Origin of the sequence: Pseudomonas sp. S60, assembly GCF_016647865.1 — a bacterium.
GTDB lineage: Bacteria > Pseudomonadota > Gammaproteobacteria > Pseudomonadales > Pseudomonadaceae > Aquipseudomonas > Aquipseudomonas parafulva.
The window spans coordinates 27,215-42,517 of sequence record NZ_JACVVH010000027.1; the positions used below are offsets into that span (position 1 = coordinate 27,215).

The window sequence follows — 15,303 nt, forward strand, 5'->3', positions numbered from 1 at the left end:
ACGGAAGGAACGTGCGGGCAGGCATCGCCGAGCCCCTGCCGGTAGCAGAAGGCAAAACGCAAAGCCCATCCCGGACACCCCGCCGGTTGGTGGTATAGGTGCCGGCAGGTCTCCTGACTGGTGCGTCATGGCCTGGCTCCGACCTTCCCGGGTGTGTGACCCAGTGGCATGCAGGGAGCAGGCTCGGCACTTACAGTTGCGGGGGCAGTTCCGTTTGGCCCTGTGGAACGGGGCCTGGGATTCCCTATTGATTCCGTGATGGAAACCGGCGGCACGCATGGTAGACCATCACGCCGCCGGGTGAAACGCTTTTAGAAGTACTTCAGCCAGGCAATGTCCCGCCTGCGCGCCTTCAGGCGGGCGAACCCGCGGGTGGGCAGGTACAGCGACAGGGCCAGCAATGCCGCCCCCACCCATACGGCGCCGATGCTGTCGAAGCCGAAGTACGCGCCTTGATTCAGGCCAAGCACAGCGACCGCTGCCAGGTACAGCACCTTGAGCACGTACAGGTGCAGCAGGTAGAAGAACATCGGCGCCGCCCCCAGCACGGCCAGCGCAGCGACCCAGCGGGCCTGGCCGGCGCGCTCGAAGCCGCGCAGCAGCAACAGGCCGGTGCCCAGCGTCAAGGCCAGGAACAACAGCGACGGGGGGTATTTGGTGATGTTGAACAGGCTCATGAGGGTTTGCACAACATTCGGGTAGGCCGCCCAGGGTGCTTCGCCATAGCCGTTGAGCAGGCGCAGCAACACAAAGCCCAGCAACGTGCCTGCGCCTGCCAGCAGCAGGCGTTGCTGACGCTGCGCAGGTTGGCTGGCACGGCCAAACCAAGGCCCAAGGCCGTAGCCAAGGGCGATCACGCCTACCCACGGCAACACCGGGTAGGAGGTGCGCAGGCGCAGGTGCTCCGACACCTCCAGCCAGCCACGGTCATGCAGGATCGCCCAAGGCACATGCAGAGCGGACCCTGCATCGAAGTGCACGCCGTCCAGCAGGTTGTGCCCGGCAATGATGAGCGCGCCCAGCGCCAGCAAAGCGGCCCGTGGCAGCCATACCAGCAGCGACAGGCCGATCATGCTGATGCCTATGGCCCAGATCACCTGCAAGTAGATGACCGTGGGCGGCAGCTGGAATGTCCAGGCGAAGTTGACCAGCGTGAACTCCAGCACCACCAGAAACAGCCCGCGCTTGAACAAAAAGGCCGCGACATCGGCACGGCCTTGGTGCTTCTCGCCGTACAGCCAGGCAGACAGCCCGGTGAGCAGGACGAACACCGGGGCGCACAGGTGGGCGAGGGTGCGGCTGACGAACAACGCGGGCTCGGTGGTGTCGATGGCCATCGGGTCGCTGACCTGTTTGTGCAGGAAGAACGTTTCGCGCACATGGTCCAGAAGCATGAACAGCATCACCAGCCCGCGCAGGGCATCGATGCTTTGCAGGCGCTGGGTGAGCAGGGTGGGAGTGGCGTTTGCGCTTGTCATGAAATTTCGCTGGCGAGGTGAGTGTGTCAAATGAAACGTTATCTTATAACTAATATCTGCCATCACGGTAGGCATTTCTGCCGGCCGTGGTATGGGTGGAGTGCGCCGCCGCATGGCGACGGCGGGTTTGTCAGAAGCGGTAGTCCACCGTGGCGAACAACGACCGGGGCGTGCCCATCAGCCACTGCTCGCCACTGAATGCCGACACCACGTACTGGCGGTCGAACAGGTTGTTCAACTGCAGCCCCAGCCGCACATCCGGCTGTACCTGCCAGGCAATGTTGGCATCGACTACGGTGTAGCCCGGGGCGCTCTGGGTGTTGGCGTTGTTGGCATAGCGTTCATCCACAAAGCGCGCCCCGATGCCGGCCTGTACCTGCTGGCCCAGGCCTTTGCTCAGCCACAGGTTGGCGGTGCGCCTGGGCACGTTGACCGGGCGGTTGCCCGAGCGGTCCAGGTTCACCCCACCGACGTTTTCGTCGAACTGGTCATAGCGCGCCCGCAGCAACGCGGCGTTGGCCGACACCTGCCATTGGTGCGCCAGCGCTAGTTCCAGGGTGGCTTCCAACCCGTCGGAGGTCTGCTGGCCTGCCTGCTGTTGTTCGTGGGTGAGCGGGTCATCCACCAGCAGCTTCTTCTTGACGATGTGGTAGGCCGCCAACGTCCATTCGCCCTGGCCGTTCCAGAACCGTTGCTTCAACCCCACCTCGGCCTGCCGGGCTTCGGTGAGGGCGTAGTGCATCTGCGAAGGGCGCAGGCTGATCAGGTTGTCGACGCCGTCCTGGCTGGTGGAATACTGGCCATATACCGCTACCTCCTCGCTGAGTGCATACACCAGCCCCGCGCGCCAGTTGCCGCCCTGCAAGCTGCGGTCGCTACGGCTGCCATCCACCAGGTTGTTCCGGTCAATGTGGTTCTGATCCCGCCTCAGGCCAGTCACCAGTGCCAGCTTGTCGGTCAGTTGCAGGCGGTTCTCGGCAAACAGGGCAACGGTGTGTGTGGTCGAAAGGGTCTGTGGCCGCAACGGCGATGCACTCTGGAACGGCCCTGGGCGGGGCTGCCACGGGTCGATGTAATCACCGCCGATATCGTCATAGGGCGCGTTGCTGTCCACATTGAACCGGACCTTGTTGTACTCGGCGCCGATCACCGTCTTGCTCGGCAGGCCAAACAAGGCGTGATCGAAATCGAAGGTCTGGCGGTCGCCGAACTGTTCCTGGTTGTGGCGGATCTGCAGGAAGCTGCCACGCAGCAACTGGCCTTGCTCGGGGGCCCAGCGGTAGTCCTCGGCGTTGCGCCACTGGCGACGGCTGTTGATGTAGTACAGCTGGTTGCTGGCGCCGACATGATCGTTCAGCGACCACTCGCTGGTCAGCCGCGTCCATTGGTCCACGTAGTGCTGCTGGTCATTCTGCACGTTGTAGTTCTTGCTGCGCAGGCTGCTGCGGTAGTGGCCGTCGATCAGCGGCGTGCCGTAGTAATTGGCTGGCCTGGCGTCACCGCGGTCGTGGGCGAGGGTGAAGCTGAGGTCTTCACTGGCGTCGAAGCGCAGCGCCATGCTCAGGGCCTGGCTACGGGAGGGGGTGCGGTCGACCCAACCGTTGCCTGCTTGCTGGTTCAGGTTCAGCCGGTAGCTCAGGCGTTCGCTCAGGCTGCCACCGCTGTCCAGGCCCACTTGTTGGCGATCCCAGGAGCCATACCCCACACGCAGGTGGTTGCGCACCTCGCCGGCAAGGGGTTTCTTGGGAATCACGTTGACCACCGCGCCGGTCGCCCCTTCGCCGTGCAGCACGGATGCCGGGCCGCGGATCACCTCGATGCGCTCGACCATCCACGGGTCCACCGGGAAGGTCTGGGTGCCCGCCCCGGTGTACAGGCGTGCGCCGTCGAACAAGGTCATGACCGAGCCGTGGCCGGTGAAACCACGGGCAGACAGCCCCGTGCCGCCATCGCCTGGTGAGCCGATGAAGGTGATGCCGGGCGAGCGCGTGACGGCCTCCTGCACGGTGGCATTGTTGCGCTGTTGGATCTCGGCGGTGCCAAGGGTGCTGGTACTGGCCGGGGTTTCCAGCGGGCTGAGGCCAAGGCGCGACCCTGCCTGGCTGGGCGTTGCCAGGTTGGCGGCCGCGCTGTCATAGGCACCTGTGACCGCCGTGGAGGGCAGGGCCAGGGCCGCTGCCGGGAGCGTGTCGGCCTGGGCCGGCACGGCGACGGCCAGGCAGGCCGCCAAGGGGTGTAGCTTGAAAGTACGGGACATGTCGTTCCACTGCTGCAGGAAAGAAGGAATCCCGGTGGAATACACGCAAAGGCGCACCTGGCACGCAGACGCGCGCAGGCACTGGCCTGCGCCCGCCCACCGCGGGTTGCCATAAGGAGCTTCAGGCCGGTCTCCGGGCTTGCGAGGGGCAAGAACCTTTCACCTTCCCATGCAGGTGCACAGTGGTGTGTCGAAAGGTTCGCTCGCTTACCGTTGCGGGGGCAGCGCCGGACTTGTCGTGGATACACGACGCACCGGCTTCCCGTTTCACCCTGCGCACGGCGGCGCAGGACACCTGAAACTGGCGCGCATCTGACCATTGAACAGCGCGGGCGTCAAATGCGCGGGTTGTGGGCCTTCAGAGGGCCTTTGAACGGCGTTCGCGTTTCAGGTGTTTTTATTTCGAACTTTTCTGAACAGGCAGCGCTCGAAGCGCTCGTGCACAACCCGTCAATACGTCATGGAGACTATTCGCATGTCTGCTCGTAACCTGCTGCGCCACACCTGCCTGCTCGCCTTGGTCGCTGCCCCGCTGGCTGCCACCGCAGCGCCAAGCACGGACCCGCTGTTCACCCTGGGCCTGCTGGGCTCCTACGACAAGTTCAAGTTCGAAGGCGGCAGCGAAACCGACAAGGATCACATGGGCCAGGGCGGTGTATTTGCCACCTTCGGCAACAAGATGACTGCCGAATCCGGCTTCATCTACCAGATCGGCGCAGAGGCCAAGTACGGCAAGAAGAACGACAACAAGCTCAAGGAAGCTCAGGCTGATCTGGACCTTGGCTGGCGTGCGGCGCTGGACGCGCGCAACTTCGTCGACGTGACCGTCGGCGGCGGCTACAGCTGGTCGCGCTACGAACCTGAGATCAACGACCTGGACACCAAGCTCACCCTCAAGTCGCCGTTCGCCAAGGCCGCGCTGGGCTACAACCACCAGTTCGACGCCTCGACCCTGCGCGTGGAAGTGGGCGCCCGTCACACCCTGGACGGCCGCGCACGGCTGAAAGTGGATGACTTCGGCAGCGACACGGTTGACCTGAAGGACCGCACCAACCCCTATGCTGAAGTCACGATGCTGATGAACCAGCAGGGCGCCATGCCGGTGCAGGCCGGTGTGTACTACACCCGCACCGAGTACAAGCTGGACGATAACTCGCCGGTTGCCGACAACACCAAGCTCAAGCGTGACGAGTTCGGTGTAAAAGTGGGCCTGGCCTTCTAACCCAGGTGCCCGGCCCCGCTGAACGTTGCGGGGCCGGCGCGGCTGGCGGTGCTACCGGCCGCGTCTGCGTGACACCCGCGCCTCGATGTTCTTGCGCCCGATCAGCAGGGGCGGGGTTTCCACCACTGGCTCATCGGCCAGCCACTTGTACATCACCAGGCAGTCCACCAGCCCCAGGTGGGCATGGCGATAAGCCTTGGGCAAGCGGCCTACCGTTTCGAAACCCAGCTTGTGCCACAGGGCAACGGCCACCTCGTTGCTGGCGACCACCGAGTTGAACTGCAGGGCCAGAAAGCCCTCCTGGCGCGCCAGTTTCTGCGAATGCTCGCACATGGTACGCGCCACTCCGCGGCCACGCGTCTGCGGCGTGACCACATAGCCGCAGTTGCCCACGTGCGCCCCGGGCCCTGCGGCGTTTGCCTTGAGGTAGTACGAGCCCAGCAGTTCTCCGTTTTCCTCTGCCACCCAGGTATGCAGGGGCAGCTCCAGCCATAAGTGGCGGCCTTGCTCGGGGCTCATGTGCGGGTCAAGCGCATAGGTTTCCCGGGCCCGCACCGTGGCCTGCAGGGTGGGCCAGAAGCGCTCGAAGTCGTCTGCGGTCATCGGGCGGATATGGATCATGCGGTTACTCCAAACGGCCTTCAGATGTAGATGAACACCAGCACCACCGCGGCGACCACAGCCCATTTTTCAAGGTAGTAGCGCGTGCGGTTACGCTTTTTCAGCGCCTTGCCGCGCTCGCGGATCTTGTAGATGCGGGTGAACAGGCGGTTGATGCCACCGGTCTTGTCACCGGCATCGTTCGGCGCGGCGGCCGCTGCCATCACATTGCGGCTGAACCAGCGGTTGAACGCAGTAGCCCAGCGGTACTTGAGGGGGCGCTCGACGTCGCAGAACAGGATGATGCGGTTGTGCTCGGTGGTGTTGGCGGCGTAATGGATATAGGTTTCATCGAAGACCACACCCTGGCCATCGCGCCAAGAGTACTTCTGGCCGTCCACGTCGATGTAGCAGCCGTCATCGTTGGGCGTGTCCAGGCCAAGGTGGTAGCGGTACGAGCCTGCATACGGGTCGCGATGGCGCACAAGCTTGGCGCCTGGCGGCAGGGTGGCGAACATCGCGGCCTTGACCGTGCCGATGCCTTGCAGCAGTTCAGTGGTGCGAGGGCACAGGGTCATTGCCGACGGGTGGCTCTCGCCGTACCACTTAAGGTAGAAGCGCTTCCAGCCGGTCTTGAAGAACGAATTGAAGCCCACGTCATCGTAGTTGTCAGACTTCTTGATCTCGCCAACCTGCAGCAACTGCTGGGCTTCCTCGCGGATCTCCTGCCAGTGGTCCTGCAGCGGCTGCAGCTCCGGGAAAGCTTCAACGGGCAGGTAGGGCCTGGCCGGATGCTTGGAGAACAGGTACAGGAAGCTGTTGACGGGGGCCAGGAAGCTGGAATGGTCGCCCAGCTGCCGCGTCAGCTTGTGACGAACCCGACCCCGCAGGTGAACGTAGGCGATCGAGAGGGCGAAGATAAGTACGAGTGCAATTTTCATGGACGTTTACTTGTCGAAAAATGGCCATGCGCCATGGCATAAGCCCGCCAGCATAAACAATCGCCAAGGCAGTTTGTACTTATTGTTACGAAACAGCCGGGCGACTTAAGTGTAGTGATGGGGGTGTTACCCACGCCCCGAAGGTCAAGGAGATCGTATGGCTCAGGACACCCGCCTTAGTGGCAGCCCGTTCAAGCGGCTCTTTTTTGCAGTGCCGGTGGGGGACGCCCAGCGCCGCGATCTGGCCGCTTGGCGCCGCGGTCTGGCCCTGCGTAACGGCAAGCCGGTGCCGGCTGCCAACTTCCATGTGACGCTGCTGTTTCTGGGCGATGTGGACGCTGCCCTGGTGCCCTCGATCTGTGCAGCGGTGGACCAGCTCGCCCGCCCGGGCAGCGCGCCCAGGCTGCTGCTCGATCGCTTGCAGGTGTGGCAGAAGGCTGGCGCACTGGTGCTGGAAGCGCAGAGCACCCCGCCGGCCCTGTTGCACCTGGTGTATGGCTTGCAGCAGGCCCTGTTGCCATTGGGGTTGCAGGTGATCAGCCGGGATTACCGCCCGCACCTGACGTTGTCCAGGGATTATCGGGGGCAGCCCCCGGAAGCGCCCACCGCCCCGGATTTCTACCTGTTGGCGCGGGAGTTTGTGCTCTACGAGTCGCGAAAGGGGGCCTACACCCCGTTGGCGCGGTGGTCGTTGGCCGGGTGAACCCGGGTGGGTGCTGTGTGTGCAGCAGGTCAGACCGGCAAGCTCTTGTACGGCAGCTCTTCCCCTGGGCTGTGCTCGAACTGGCGCTTGTATTCGCGGCTGAACTGCGACGTGCTCTGGTAGCCCACCCGATGCGCAGTCTGCGCCACCCCCAGCCCTTCGCCAATCAGCATCTGCTGCGCCTTGAGCAGCCGCAGGCGCTTCAGGTACTGCATGGGCGCCATGTCGGTGCAGCGCTTGAAATGCTCGTGGAACGTCGACACGCTCATATTGGCCCGTGCGGCGAGGGTCTCGACGTTCAAAGGCTCGCTGTAATGCTCGCGCAGGTGAGCCAGCGCCGCACCGATGCGCGCGAAGTGCCCTTGCTGCTCCACCAAAGCCCGCAACACCCCGGCCTGCGGGCCGCGCAGGGCGGTGTACAGCACCTCGCGGACCCGCGCCGGGCCCAGCACCTTGGCGTCCAGCGGGTCCTGCAGGCAGTGCAGCAGGCGCTCCACGCTGTCGCGCATGGGCGCGTCCAACGCCGCTGAGGTCATCGACTGGGGTGTCTGGGCCTGCACCACACCGCCCGCCGGCAAATCCATGCGCTGCACCAGTTCACTGAGCACCGAGCGGTCGATGTCCACGGCCACGCCCAGCAATGGCGCTTGAGGCGTGGCGAAGGTTTCGCACATGAACGGTACCGACAGCGCCTGCACCAGGTAATGACCGGCGCCATATTCCAGCGTGCGCGGCCCCAGGCGAGCCAGCTTGCTGCCCTGGGCCAGGATCATCAGGCTGGGTTCGTAGATTTGCGGGCTGCTGGCAACGTAATGATCCCAGCTCAGCACCTGCACCTGTGGCAAATGGGTAGGGACGAACCCCGGGCGCGTGGCCAGGCGGCGGATCAGTGAGCAGAGCGGCGCATTGGCGTCGACGTGGCGGGTCAGTTGCATGGAGCACCAGGGCAGAGAATCGGACAGTACGATGATCGCAGATTGACAGCCCGGCGCCACATGCAAAACCGGATTCCCGGAGAATCAGGCATGCATGCCGGAGGATCAGCTGTGGGCGAGGGGGCGTCGAGCAAGCAAAATGGCTCGCCTGAATCGTTTCACTTCACTGCGAGGCCCAGTATGTATACAGCCATCGGTTACGCTGCCCAAACCCCGACCAGCCCACTGGCACCCATGACCTTCGAGCGCCGCAGCCCGCGCCCGGATGACGTCGCCATCGAAATCCTCTACTGCGGCGTTTGCCACTCCGATATTCACCAGGCCCGTAACGAGTGGGGGATTGCCGTGTACCCCTTGATGCCTGGCCACGAGATCATCGGCCGTGTCACGGCGGTGGGCGACCAGGTGAGTGGGCACAAGGTGGGTGACCTGGTGGGTGTGGGCTGCATGGTCGATTCCTGCCGCCACTGCGAGGCCTGCGCCAAGGACCTGGAGCAATACTGCCTCGAAGGCCCGACCATGACCTACGCCACCCCGGACCGGGTGGACGGCAGCAATACCATGGGCGGCTACTCCAGCAGCATCGTGGTCAGCGAACACTTCGTGGTACGCATCCCCGACGGCATGGACCTGCCCAGCGCAGCGCCCATCCTGTGCGCTGGCATTACCACCTATTCGCCGCTCAAGCACCACGGCGTAGGCCCCGGGCACAAGGTGGGCATCCTTGGGATGGGCGGCCTGGGGCACATGGGCATCAAGCTGGCCAAGGCCTTGGGTGCGGAAGTGACCCTGTTCACCCGCTCTGCGGCCAAGGCAGCCGAGGCTCGCCGCCAGGGCGCCGACCATGTGATCGTGTCGAGCGATACCGAGCAGATGAGCGCGGCGGCCGGCCGCTTCGACTTCCTGCTCGACACCATCCCCGTGCAACACGACCTCAACCCCTACCTGGAAACCCTCAAGTTCGATGGCGTGCACATTCTGGTGGGCCTGATCGAGCCCATCGACCCCGCCGTGCACGCAGCCAACCTGGTATTGAAACGCCGGGTACTGGCCGGCTCGTTGATCGGCGGCATTGCCGAAACCCAGGAGGTGCTGGAGTTCTGCGCCAAGCACGACATCCGTTGCGATATCGAGATGCTGGATATCCGCAACATCAACCAGGCCTACGAGCGCATGATCGCTGGCGACGTGAAGTACCGCTTCGTCATCGACATGGCCACCCTCCAGGGTTGACCTGCAGGTTGCCCGTACCCGCCAGGGTGCGGGCAACCTGTGCTACCAGCGCAGCGGTTTGTCCCAGCCCTTCCAGAACAGCCAGCGCTGTGTTTCAGCATGGGGGCCGGTGCCGATCTGCCAGTCAGGCCGCCCGGTGTCCAACGCGATCACCGCAACGAACCCGGCATAGGTCCCGGCTACCACCGTGCGCCCGTCGCGGCTGATGTCCAGGGCACACAGGGTTGACCCGATGAAGTGCTGCCAGCGCTCACTGCCGTCTTCGGCGAACGCCCGCAGATAGCCATAGGCGTCGCCGACGATGTACTCCCCCTCACGCGCCACCCCGGCATACACCCGTGCGCCTTCCTGGATCACGGGCGTGCGCGGGTCTTCGCTGTAGTAATCGGTATCCAGCCCCGGCAGGTCGGCCACCCGCACTGCCAGCGTGGCACCGCTGTAGAAGTGGCAGGCATTGAGCAGCAATTGGTCACCTGCGGCGTTGAACAGCGCAAAGTGCGGGTACTCGCTCACCGGGCCCACCTGCGCCACTACCTGCAGGTTGTCGTCCAGCACCAGGTGCCGGCTGCATTGGTCGCCCAGCACGATCAGGCGCCCGTCGGCCGATACCGTGCCATGGGCCATGCTCAGCCCCAGGTTGATATCGTCGGGGTCGATACCCTCGGCCAGGTCATCGAGCACCTGCTGCTGTTGCGGTAGCAGGCGTGTTGCGCCGTGGGCAGCCAGCAGGAAAATGCCCTCGTCGCTGACCAGCAGCACCTGCTGGCCATTGGCAAACGGGATCAGCACGGTTGGTGTAGGTGGCATTTCAAACGGTTCGAACGGGTAGCCCTTGGGCAGCCCTTCAAGGCCGCTGGGCCAGGCCAGGCGTTGTACCAGCGGGCCGCCCCAGCCATCGGTCACGCGTACACCTTCGGCGTTGGCCAGGGCGAAATAGCGGCGTTCAGGGCAACGGCCAAAGTGCTCGACGCCGATCACCGGTGTGACGCTGTTGCCGTCGATACGCACCACCTGGCCTTTTTCATGGGGCATGCCGATGCGCGCCAGCACGCTGCCGTCGTCCAACAACAGGAGTGTGGCGATCCCCTGGGCGTGCTCATCGAGCAACGGCACCAGGGGCTGGTGGGCCGGTGGCCAGGCCTGGCGGAATGCCTGGTGCGCCTGCTCATCCACGCCTGGCCGATTGGCCGATTGCAGGGCCGCCAGCCAGGCGTCGAGCAAGTGTTCAGTGGCAGGTGGCTGCGGCTCTTCGAGGTGATCCCAGCCCTGTGCCTGCCCTTGGGCAACGTACTGGTTGATGGCCTGAGCATAGGCCGTGACTGCCTGCTGCCACTGCTGCTGGGGATGCTGCTTGTCCATGAGTGGATGGAACTCCTTGTTGCCCACGCGTTTCTGAGAATGCGCGCATGTTACTCCTTCGGCCCTGCGGTTGTGAGGCCCTGGTTTGACGCGTACCATGCCTGCATTCCTTTCAATAACAAAACGTGCGCCCCTCCCGCGACCAGCAGGTGCCAGGCGTGCGTGGTGTTGCCTTGCCTGCGGAGAACCGGTTTTTCATGAACGGACCCACCCCCACCCACCTGCCTCCCACCGAAGGTACGGGCAGCTGGTTGAGCGTCATCGCCCTGGCGCTGGCCGCCTTCATCTTCAACACCACCGAGTTCGTACCGGTGGCGTTGCTGAGTGACATCGGCCGCAGTTTCGACATGAGTACCGCCCAGGTGGGCCTGATGCTGACCATCTATGCCTGGGTGGTGGCGCTGGCTTCATTGCCGATGATGCTGCTGACCCGCAACGTGGAGCGGCGTCGGCTACTGCTGTTCGTGTTCGTGGTGTTCATCGTCAGCCACCTGCTGTCATGGTTGTCGCAGAGTTTTGCCATGCTGCTGGTCAGCCGAATCGGCATCGCGCTGGCGCATGCTGTGTTCTGGGCCATTACTGCATCACTGGCGGTGCGCGTGGCGCCGCCTGGCCAGCAGGCCAAGGCGCTGGGCCTGCTGGCCACCGGCACCACCCTGGCCATGGTGCTGGGCATTCCTCTGGGGCGCGTGGTGGGCGAGGCGCTGGGCTGGCGGGTCACCTTCCTGAGCATTGCCGGGGTAGCGCTGGCCACCATGCTGTGCCTGATGAAGTCATTGCCGTTGCTGCCCAGCCAGAATTCCGGCTCGCTGCGCAGCCTGCCCATCCTGTTCAAACGCCCGGCGCTGGTCATTACCTACCTCTTGGTCACGCTGGTGATTACGGCACAGTTCACCGCCTACAGCTACATCGAACCCTTCGCCCTGCATGTGGCGCAGCTCAGCGGTGAACGCACCACGCTGCTTCTGCTGCTGTTCGGCGGTGCCGGTGTGGTCGGTTCGTTCCTGTTCAGCCGCTACAGCGACCGTTTCCCTCAAGGTTTTCTGGTGGGCTCGATTGGCCTGCTCGCCGCCTGCCTGTTGTTGTTGCTGCCATTTGCCGGCAACTTCTACGCCTTTGCCGCACTGAGTATGTTCTGGGGGGTGGCCATCCTCAGCTTCAGCCTGGCACTGCAGTCCAAAACCCTGAAGCTGGCTTCGGACGCAACGGACGTGGCCATGGCGCTGTTCTCGGGTATCTACAACATTGGCATTGGCGGCGGCGCCTTGTTAGGCAGTATCGTCAGCAGCCAGATGAGCGTGGCCAACATAGGCCTGGTAGGGGGCGCGGTGGCGCTGGTGGGGCTGGTGCTGGCCTCTTGCAGCAGCAAACGCTTCCGGCAGGCATTGGTGCACTGATCAGAGCAACACCGCTGCCCAGGCCGAAACCAGCAATGCCAGGGCCAGAACCTGGTTGAACAGGCGCATGCGCCGAGGTGCCAGCCACCTGGCGCTGCCGGCGCCCAGCAACGCCCATGCGGCCATGCACGGCAGGGCAATCAGCAAGAACAGCAGCGCCAGTTGCCACACTGCGACCGAGGGTGTGGCAAACACCCCGATCACGGCGACGGCCATCAACCATACCTTGGGGTTGATCACCTGCAGGGCGGCGGCATTCAGCGCATCGAACCCACGCCCTCCAGCGCGTGAGTCAACCCCTGCCGGAGTGCGCAGCAGTTGCCAGGCAAGCCAGGTAAGCCACAGCACACCACCCCAGGTCATCAGTTGCCTGGCCAATGGATGGCGCAGCAACAGTTCCCCCATGCCAAGGCCAACCACCAGCACGATGGCAGCCGCGGCGGTGCAGGCGGCCATGACGGGCGCCAGGGTCGCCCGCAGGCCCAGGCTGGCGCCCCGTGCAAGGATCAACAGGTTGGTAGGGCCAGGGCTGATACTGGCTACCAGGGCAAATAGCATGAATGGCAAAAGGGTAGGGGTCATGGAATGGGCTCCTGTCAAAGAAGCACCATGCTCACGGGTTACTGCGCGTCAGTCTGGAAGGTTTGAGCAAAGCCTGCGGTACTGCGCCGGGGTCAGCTGGTAGGCGCGGCGGAACCAGCGCCCCAGGTGGCTTTGATCGGCAAAGCCCAGGGCAATCGCCACGTCGGCTGGGCGCTGGCCCAGCGCCAGCCGGCGGCGGGCATGGGCCAGGCGCAGCTGGATAAGGTAGGCGTGGGGTGCCAGGCCGAACGCTGCCTTGAATGCACGGGTGAGGCGGAAACGGTCGATGCCGCAGGCAAGCGCCAGCTCCTCCAGGCCGATATCGCGCTCCAGGTTGTCATGCAGGTAGTCCCGTGCCCGTTGCGCTGTCAGCGGCAGGCGCGGGTCGGGGTTCTGGCGGCGGCGCCAGTGCAGGTGGCGGGTAAGGCTGGCCAGCAATGCGTCGGTCGCGCTCTGCCGGACGATGCGCAGGTCCTGCTGGTGCACCGTCTGGAAGGCGAGGGCGGTGGCCTGGGCCAGCTGCACGTCGTGGCTGAGGGTATCGGCAAAGCTCGGCAGGCTGTCGTGGGGCACGTGTTCGAACAGTGCACGCAGTTGCTGGTCCAGCCAGGCAGGCTGCAGGTACAGCGTCGAGTAAGTGAACCCATCCTCGGTCGGGGCCAGGCCATCGTGAATGTCACCGGGTTCCAGCAGAAAAACCTGCCCGGGGGTGCTGCGGTGGCGTACCCGGCGGCAATTGAATTGCTGCACGCCCTGCTCGGTAACGCCAACCAGAAAGCTGTCGTGCCAGTGGGGGTCGTAGGCATGCCCGACAAAGTGCGCGCGCACCGACTCAATGCCGGTATCAGCGTCCGTTTTCAGGTCGATCCAGTTGCCCATGGCCGTCTCCACCCAGGGTAAACAGCTACCTTAGCGCAGCTGCCCGCATCAGTCTGGAAGGTTTGTGCAACTGCCCCGCAGCGCCTCGAACCGTTCACGCAACCACAGGTGCAACTGGCCGACCGCGGGGGTGAGTTGCTTGCGGTGTGGGCATACCAGCGTGACCGGGGTCGGCTCGCCTGCAAGGTCGGGCAGGACGATTTCCAGCTCGCCGCTTGCCAGGTCGTTGCTCACATCCAGCCAGGACTTGTAGACGATACCTTCCCCCAGAATCGCCAGCCGGCGAATCACATCGGCGTCGTCGCTGACCAGCGGCCCGCGCACCTGCACCGTGCGGTTACCCAGCTGCCATTTGTCATACACGCGACCATATTGCATGTACAGCAGGCAGGCGTGTTGCTGCAGGGCATCGGGCGTCTGCGGCCGGCCATGCCTGTTCAGGTAGGCGGGCGAGGCCACCAGCACCCGGCGGTTCCAGTCGGCCAGCGGCAGGGCGATGTAGTTGGCGTCCTGATTGCGCCCGTAGCGGATGGCAACGTCCACCGGGTCACGGTTGAGGTCGGCAATCTGGTCAGACAACAGAAAGCGCAGGTGCAAGGCGGGGTGCGCGCGGCGGAACGCGCTGAGCCAGGGCAGCAACATGTTGCGGCCCAGGTCCGAGGGCGCGGACACCTGCAGGGTGCCGCGCAGCGACCCTGGGTTGCCGTGCAGGTCTTCATGGCCCTGGCGCAGGGTCTCCAGCGCGGTCACGGCAGTGGGCAGGTAGCGCTCCCCTTCGGCGGTAAGGCGCAGGCTGCGGGTGGTGCGGGCGAACAGGCGCACATCCAGGTCGCGCTCCAGGCGCTTGATGGCGGCGGCCACCTGGCCGGGCAGCAGCCCAGCTTCCAGGGCGGCTGCGGTGAAGCTGCCCAATACGCTGCTGCGCACGAACAGTTCGAGGTCAGCGAGGCGCAGCATTTTCACTCCGGTAAGAAAAGTGTTGCTCGATTGTGCCGGTTTTTCTTTGCTACAGGAAAGATAATATGGCCCACCTGTCCCCCTTGAAATGCCTGGAGCTACCCCATGGATACCGTTTCGCTGGCCAAGCGCCGCTACACCACCAAGGCCTACGACGCATCGCGTCGCATTCCCCAGGCCACCCTTGACGCGCTGCTCGAGCAACTGCGCCACAGCCCGTCCTCGGTCAACTCCCAGCCCTGGCATTTTGTGGTTGTCGGCAGCGATGAGGGCAAGGCCCGTCTGGCCAAGAGTACCGACGCCGACTATGCCTACAACTCGCCGAAGCTACGTGATGCGTCCCATGTGATCGTCTTCTGCGCCCGTACCACCATGACCGAGGCGCACCTGGATGCTGTGTTGGCCCAGGAGGCCACCGACGGGCGCTTCCGCGACGAGCAGGCACGGGCAGCGCAGAACAACAGCCGGCGCCACTACGTGGACCTGCATCGCCATGACCTCAAGGACATTCAGCACTGGATGGAAAAGCAGACCTACCTGGCCCTGGGTACGGCCCTGCTCGGCGCGGCGGCCTACGGCCTGGATGCGACGCCCATGGAAGGCTTCGACAGCAAACGCCTGGACGCTGAACTGGGGCTGCGTGAGCGTGGTTTGACCAGCGTGGTGATGTTGTGCCTGGGCTATCACGGCGAGGCAGATTTCAACGCCGGCCTGAGCAAGTCCCGCTTGCCTGCCGAACAGGTGTTCACGTTCCTCTAGT

At 64.3% G+C, this 15,303-nt stretch carries 14 protein-coding genes and 2 riboswitches; of the genes, 5 read left to right on the forward strand and 9 right to left on the reverse strand.

Features of this window, described 5'->3' with window-relative positions; all coding sequences use genetic code 11:
• Window positions 1-86 precede the first annotated feature (86 nt).
• Window positions 87-285, reverse strand: a riboswitch (cobalamin riboswitch).
• Between the two features lie 26 nt (window positions 286-311).
• Both IAE33_RS15120 and IAE33_RS15125 read right to left on the reverse strand, forming a co-directional pair.
• Entirely contained in the window at window positions 312-1,478 is a 1,167-nt protein-coding gene (locus IAE33_RS15120; protein ID WP_201164097.1) for a DUF1624 domain-containing protein, read from the reverse strand.
• A 130-nt stretch (window positions 1,479-1,608) separates the two neighbouring features.
• Window positions 1,609-3,735 carry a TonB-dependent receptor gene (locus tag IAE33_RS15125; protein ID WP_201164098.1) on the reverse strand — a complete coding sequence of 709 codons (2,127 nt, stop codon included), beginning with the start codon at window positions 3,733-3,735 and terminating at the stop codon, window positions 1,609-1,611.
• 107 nt (window positions 3,736-3,842) lie between these two features.
• Window positions 3,843-4,049: riboswitch (cobalamin riboswitch) on the reverse strand.
• Between the two features lie 161 nt (window positions 4,050-4,210).
• Between IAE33_RS15125 and IAE33_RS15130 the strand changes: the two genes are divergently transcribed.
• On the forward strand, window positions 4,211-4,957 hold the full coding sequence (locus tag IAE33_RS15130; RefSeq protein WP_028634454.1) for an outer membrane beta-barrel protein: 747 nt from the start codon (window positions 4,211-4,213) through the stop codon (window positions 4,955-4,957).
• A gap of 51 nt (window positions 4,958-5,008) precedes the next feature.
• Here the strand turns inward: IAE33_RS15130 and IAE33_RS15135 are convergent, their stop codons facing one another.
• Together IAE33_RS15135 and lpxO are read right to left on the reverse strand one after the other, a co-directional pair.
• On the reverse strand, window positions 5,009-5,578 hold the full coding sequence (locus IAE33_RS15135) for a GNAT family N-acetyltransferase (RefSeq protein ID WP_201164099.1): 570 nt from the start codon (window positions 5,576-5,578) through the stop codon (window positions 5,009-5,011).
• 20 nt (window positions 5,579-5,598) lie between these two features.
• Window positions 5,599-6,498 (reverse strand): lipid A hydroxylase LpxO, encoded by a 900-nt coding sequence (lpxO, locus tag IAE33_RS15140; protein WP_028634452.1) that lies wholly within the window; start codon window positions 6,496-6,498, stop codon window positions 5,599-5,601.
• A gap of 157 nt (window positions 6,499-6,655) precedes the next feature.
• Here lpxO and thpR point away from each other — a divergent pair, with 157 nt between their 5' ends.
• Entirely contained in the window at window positions 6,656-7,201 is a 546-nt protein-coding gene (gene thpR / locus IAE33_RS15145) for an RNA 2',3'-cyclic phosphodiesterase (RefSeq protein ID WP_201164100.1), read from the forward strand.
• A 29-nt stretch (window positions 7,202-7,230) separates the two neighbouring features.
• On the opposite strand, the gene IAE33_RS15150 is transcribed toward thpR, so the two are convergent.
• The gene (locus tag IAE33_RS15150) at window positions 7,231-8,136 is read right to left on the reverse strand and encodes an AraC family transcriptional regulator (protein WP_028634450.1); all 906 of its coding nucleotides are present in this window, start codon (window positions 8,134-8,136) and stop codon (window positions 7,231-7,233) included.
• 180 nt (window positions 8,137-8,316) lie between these two features.
• Between IAE33_RS15150 and calA the strand changes: the two genes are divergently transcribed.
• On the forward strand, window positions 8,317-9,369 hold the full coding sequence (gene calA, locus IAE33_RS15155; RefSeq protein ID WP_201164101.1) for a vanillin reductase: 1,053 nt from the start codon (window positions 8,317-8,319) through the stop codon (window positions 9,367-9,369).
• A gap of 42 nt (window positions 9,370-9,411) precedes the next feature.
• Here the strand turns inward: calA and IAE33_RS15160 are convergent, their stop codons facing one another.
• A complete protein-coding gene (locus IAE33_RS15160; protein WP_201164102.1) occupies window positions 9,412-10,728 on the reverse strand; it encodes a PQQ-like beta-propeller repeat protein in 1,317 nt (438 codons plus the stop codon).
• 197 nt (window positions 10,729-10,925) lie between these two features.
• Here IAE33_RS15160 and IAE33_RS15165 point away from each other — a divergent pair, with 197 nt between their 5' ends.
• A complete protein-coding gene (locus IAE33_RS15165; RefSeq protein WP_201164103.1) occupies window positions 10,926-12,125 on the forward strand; it encodes a sugar transporter in 1,200 nt (399 codons plus the stop codon).
• Here the strand turns inward: IAE33_RS15165 and IAE33_RS15170 are convergent, their stop codons facing one another.
• From IAE33_RS15170 to IAE33_RS15180, 3 genes are read right to left on the reverse strand one after another with little or no spacing between them, the layout of a single operon-like run.
• Window positions 12,126-12,707, reverse strand: a complete 582-nt coding sequence (locus IAE33_RS15170) for a LysE family translocator (RefSeq protein WP_201164104.1) — start codon at window positions 12,705-12,707, stop codon at window positions 12,126-12,128.
• Between the two features lie 48 nt (window positions 12,708-12,755).
• Entirely contained in the window at window positions 12,756-13,586 is an 831-nt protein-coding gene (locus IAE33_RS15175) for an AraC family transcriptional regulator (protein ID WP_201164105.1), read from the reverse strand.
• A 48-nt stretch (window positions 13,587-13,634) separates the two neighbouring features.
• Window positions 13,635-14,543: a LysR family transcriptional regulator gene (locus IAE33_RS15180; RefSeq protein ID WP_201164106.1), complete on the reverse strand. Its 909-nt coding sequence runs from the start codon at window positions 14,541-14,543 to the stop codon at window positions 13,635-13,637.
• A gap of 105 nt (window positions 14,544-14,648) precedes the next feature.
• On the opposite strand from IAE33_RS15180, the gene IAE33_RS15185 reads away from it, so the two are divergent.
• Window positions 14,649-15,302 carry an oxygen-insensitive NAD(P)H-dependent nitroreductase NfsB gene (locus IAE33_RS15185; protein ID WP_028634443.1) on the forward strand — a complete coding sequence of 218 codons (654 nt, stop codon included), beginning with the start codon at window positions 14,649-14,651 and terminating at the stop codon, window positions 15,300-15,302.
• Window position 15,303 lies beyond the last annotated feature (1 nt).

Coding starts and splice junctions, on each gene's coding strand:
- IAE33_RS15120 (WP_201164097.1), bottom strand. CDS start 1,478: ATGACAAGCGCAAACGCCACTCCCACCCTGCTCACCCAGCGCCTGCAA.
- IAE33_RS15125 (WP_201164098.1), bottom strand. CDS start 3,735: ATGTCCCGTACTTTCAAGCTACACCCCTTGGCGGCCTGCCTGGCCGTC.
- IAE33_RS15130 (WP_028634454.1), top strand. CDS start 4,211: ATGTCTGCTCGTAACCTGCTGCGCCACACCTGCCTGCTCGCCTTGGTC.
- IAE33_RS15135 (WP_201164099.1), bottom strand. CDS start 5,578: ATGATCCATATCCGCCCGATGACCGCAGACGACTTCGAGCGCTTCTGG.
- lpxO (WP_028634452.1), bottom strand. CDS start 6,498: ATGAAAATTGCACTCGTACTTATCTTCGCCCTCTCGATCGCCTACGTT.
- thpR (WP_201164100.1), top strand. CDS start 6,656: ATGGCTCAGGACACCCGCCTTAGTGGCAGCCCGTTCAAGCGGCTCTTT.
- IAE33_RS15150 (WP_028634450.1), bottom strand. CDS start 8,136: ATGCAACTGACCCGCCACGTCGACGCCAATGCGCCGCTCTGCTCACTG.
- calA (WP_201164101.1), top strand. CDS start 8,317: ATGTATACAGCCATCGGTTACGCTGCCCAAACCCCGACCAGCCCACTG.
- IAE33_RS15160 (WP_201164102.1), bottom strand. CDS start 10,728: ATGGACAAGCAGCATCCCCAGCAGCAGTGGCAGCAGGCAGTCACGGCC.
- IAE33_RS15165 (WP_201164103.1), top strand. CDS start 10,926: ATGAACGGACCCACCCCCACCCACCTGCCTCCCACCGAAGGTACGGGC.
- IAE33_RS15170 (WP_201164104.1), bottom strand. CDS start 12,707: ATGACCCCTACCCTTTTGCCATTCATGCTATTTGCCCTGGTAGCCAGT.
- IAE33_RS15175 (WP_201164105.1), bottom strand. CDS start 13,586: ATGGGCAACTGGATCGACCTGAAAACGGACGCTGATACCGGCATTGAG.
- IAE33_RS15180 (WP_201164106.1), bottom strand. CDS start 14,543: ATGCTGCGCCTCGCTGACCTCGAACTGTTCGTGCGCAGCAGCGTATTG.
- IAE33_RS15185 (WP_028634443.1), top strand. CDS start 14,649: ATGGATACCGTTTCGCTGGCCAAGCGCCGCTACACCACCAAGGCCTAC.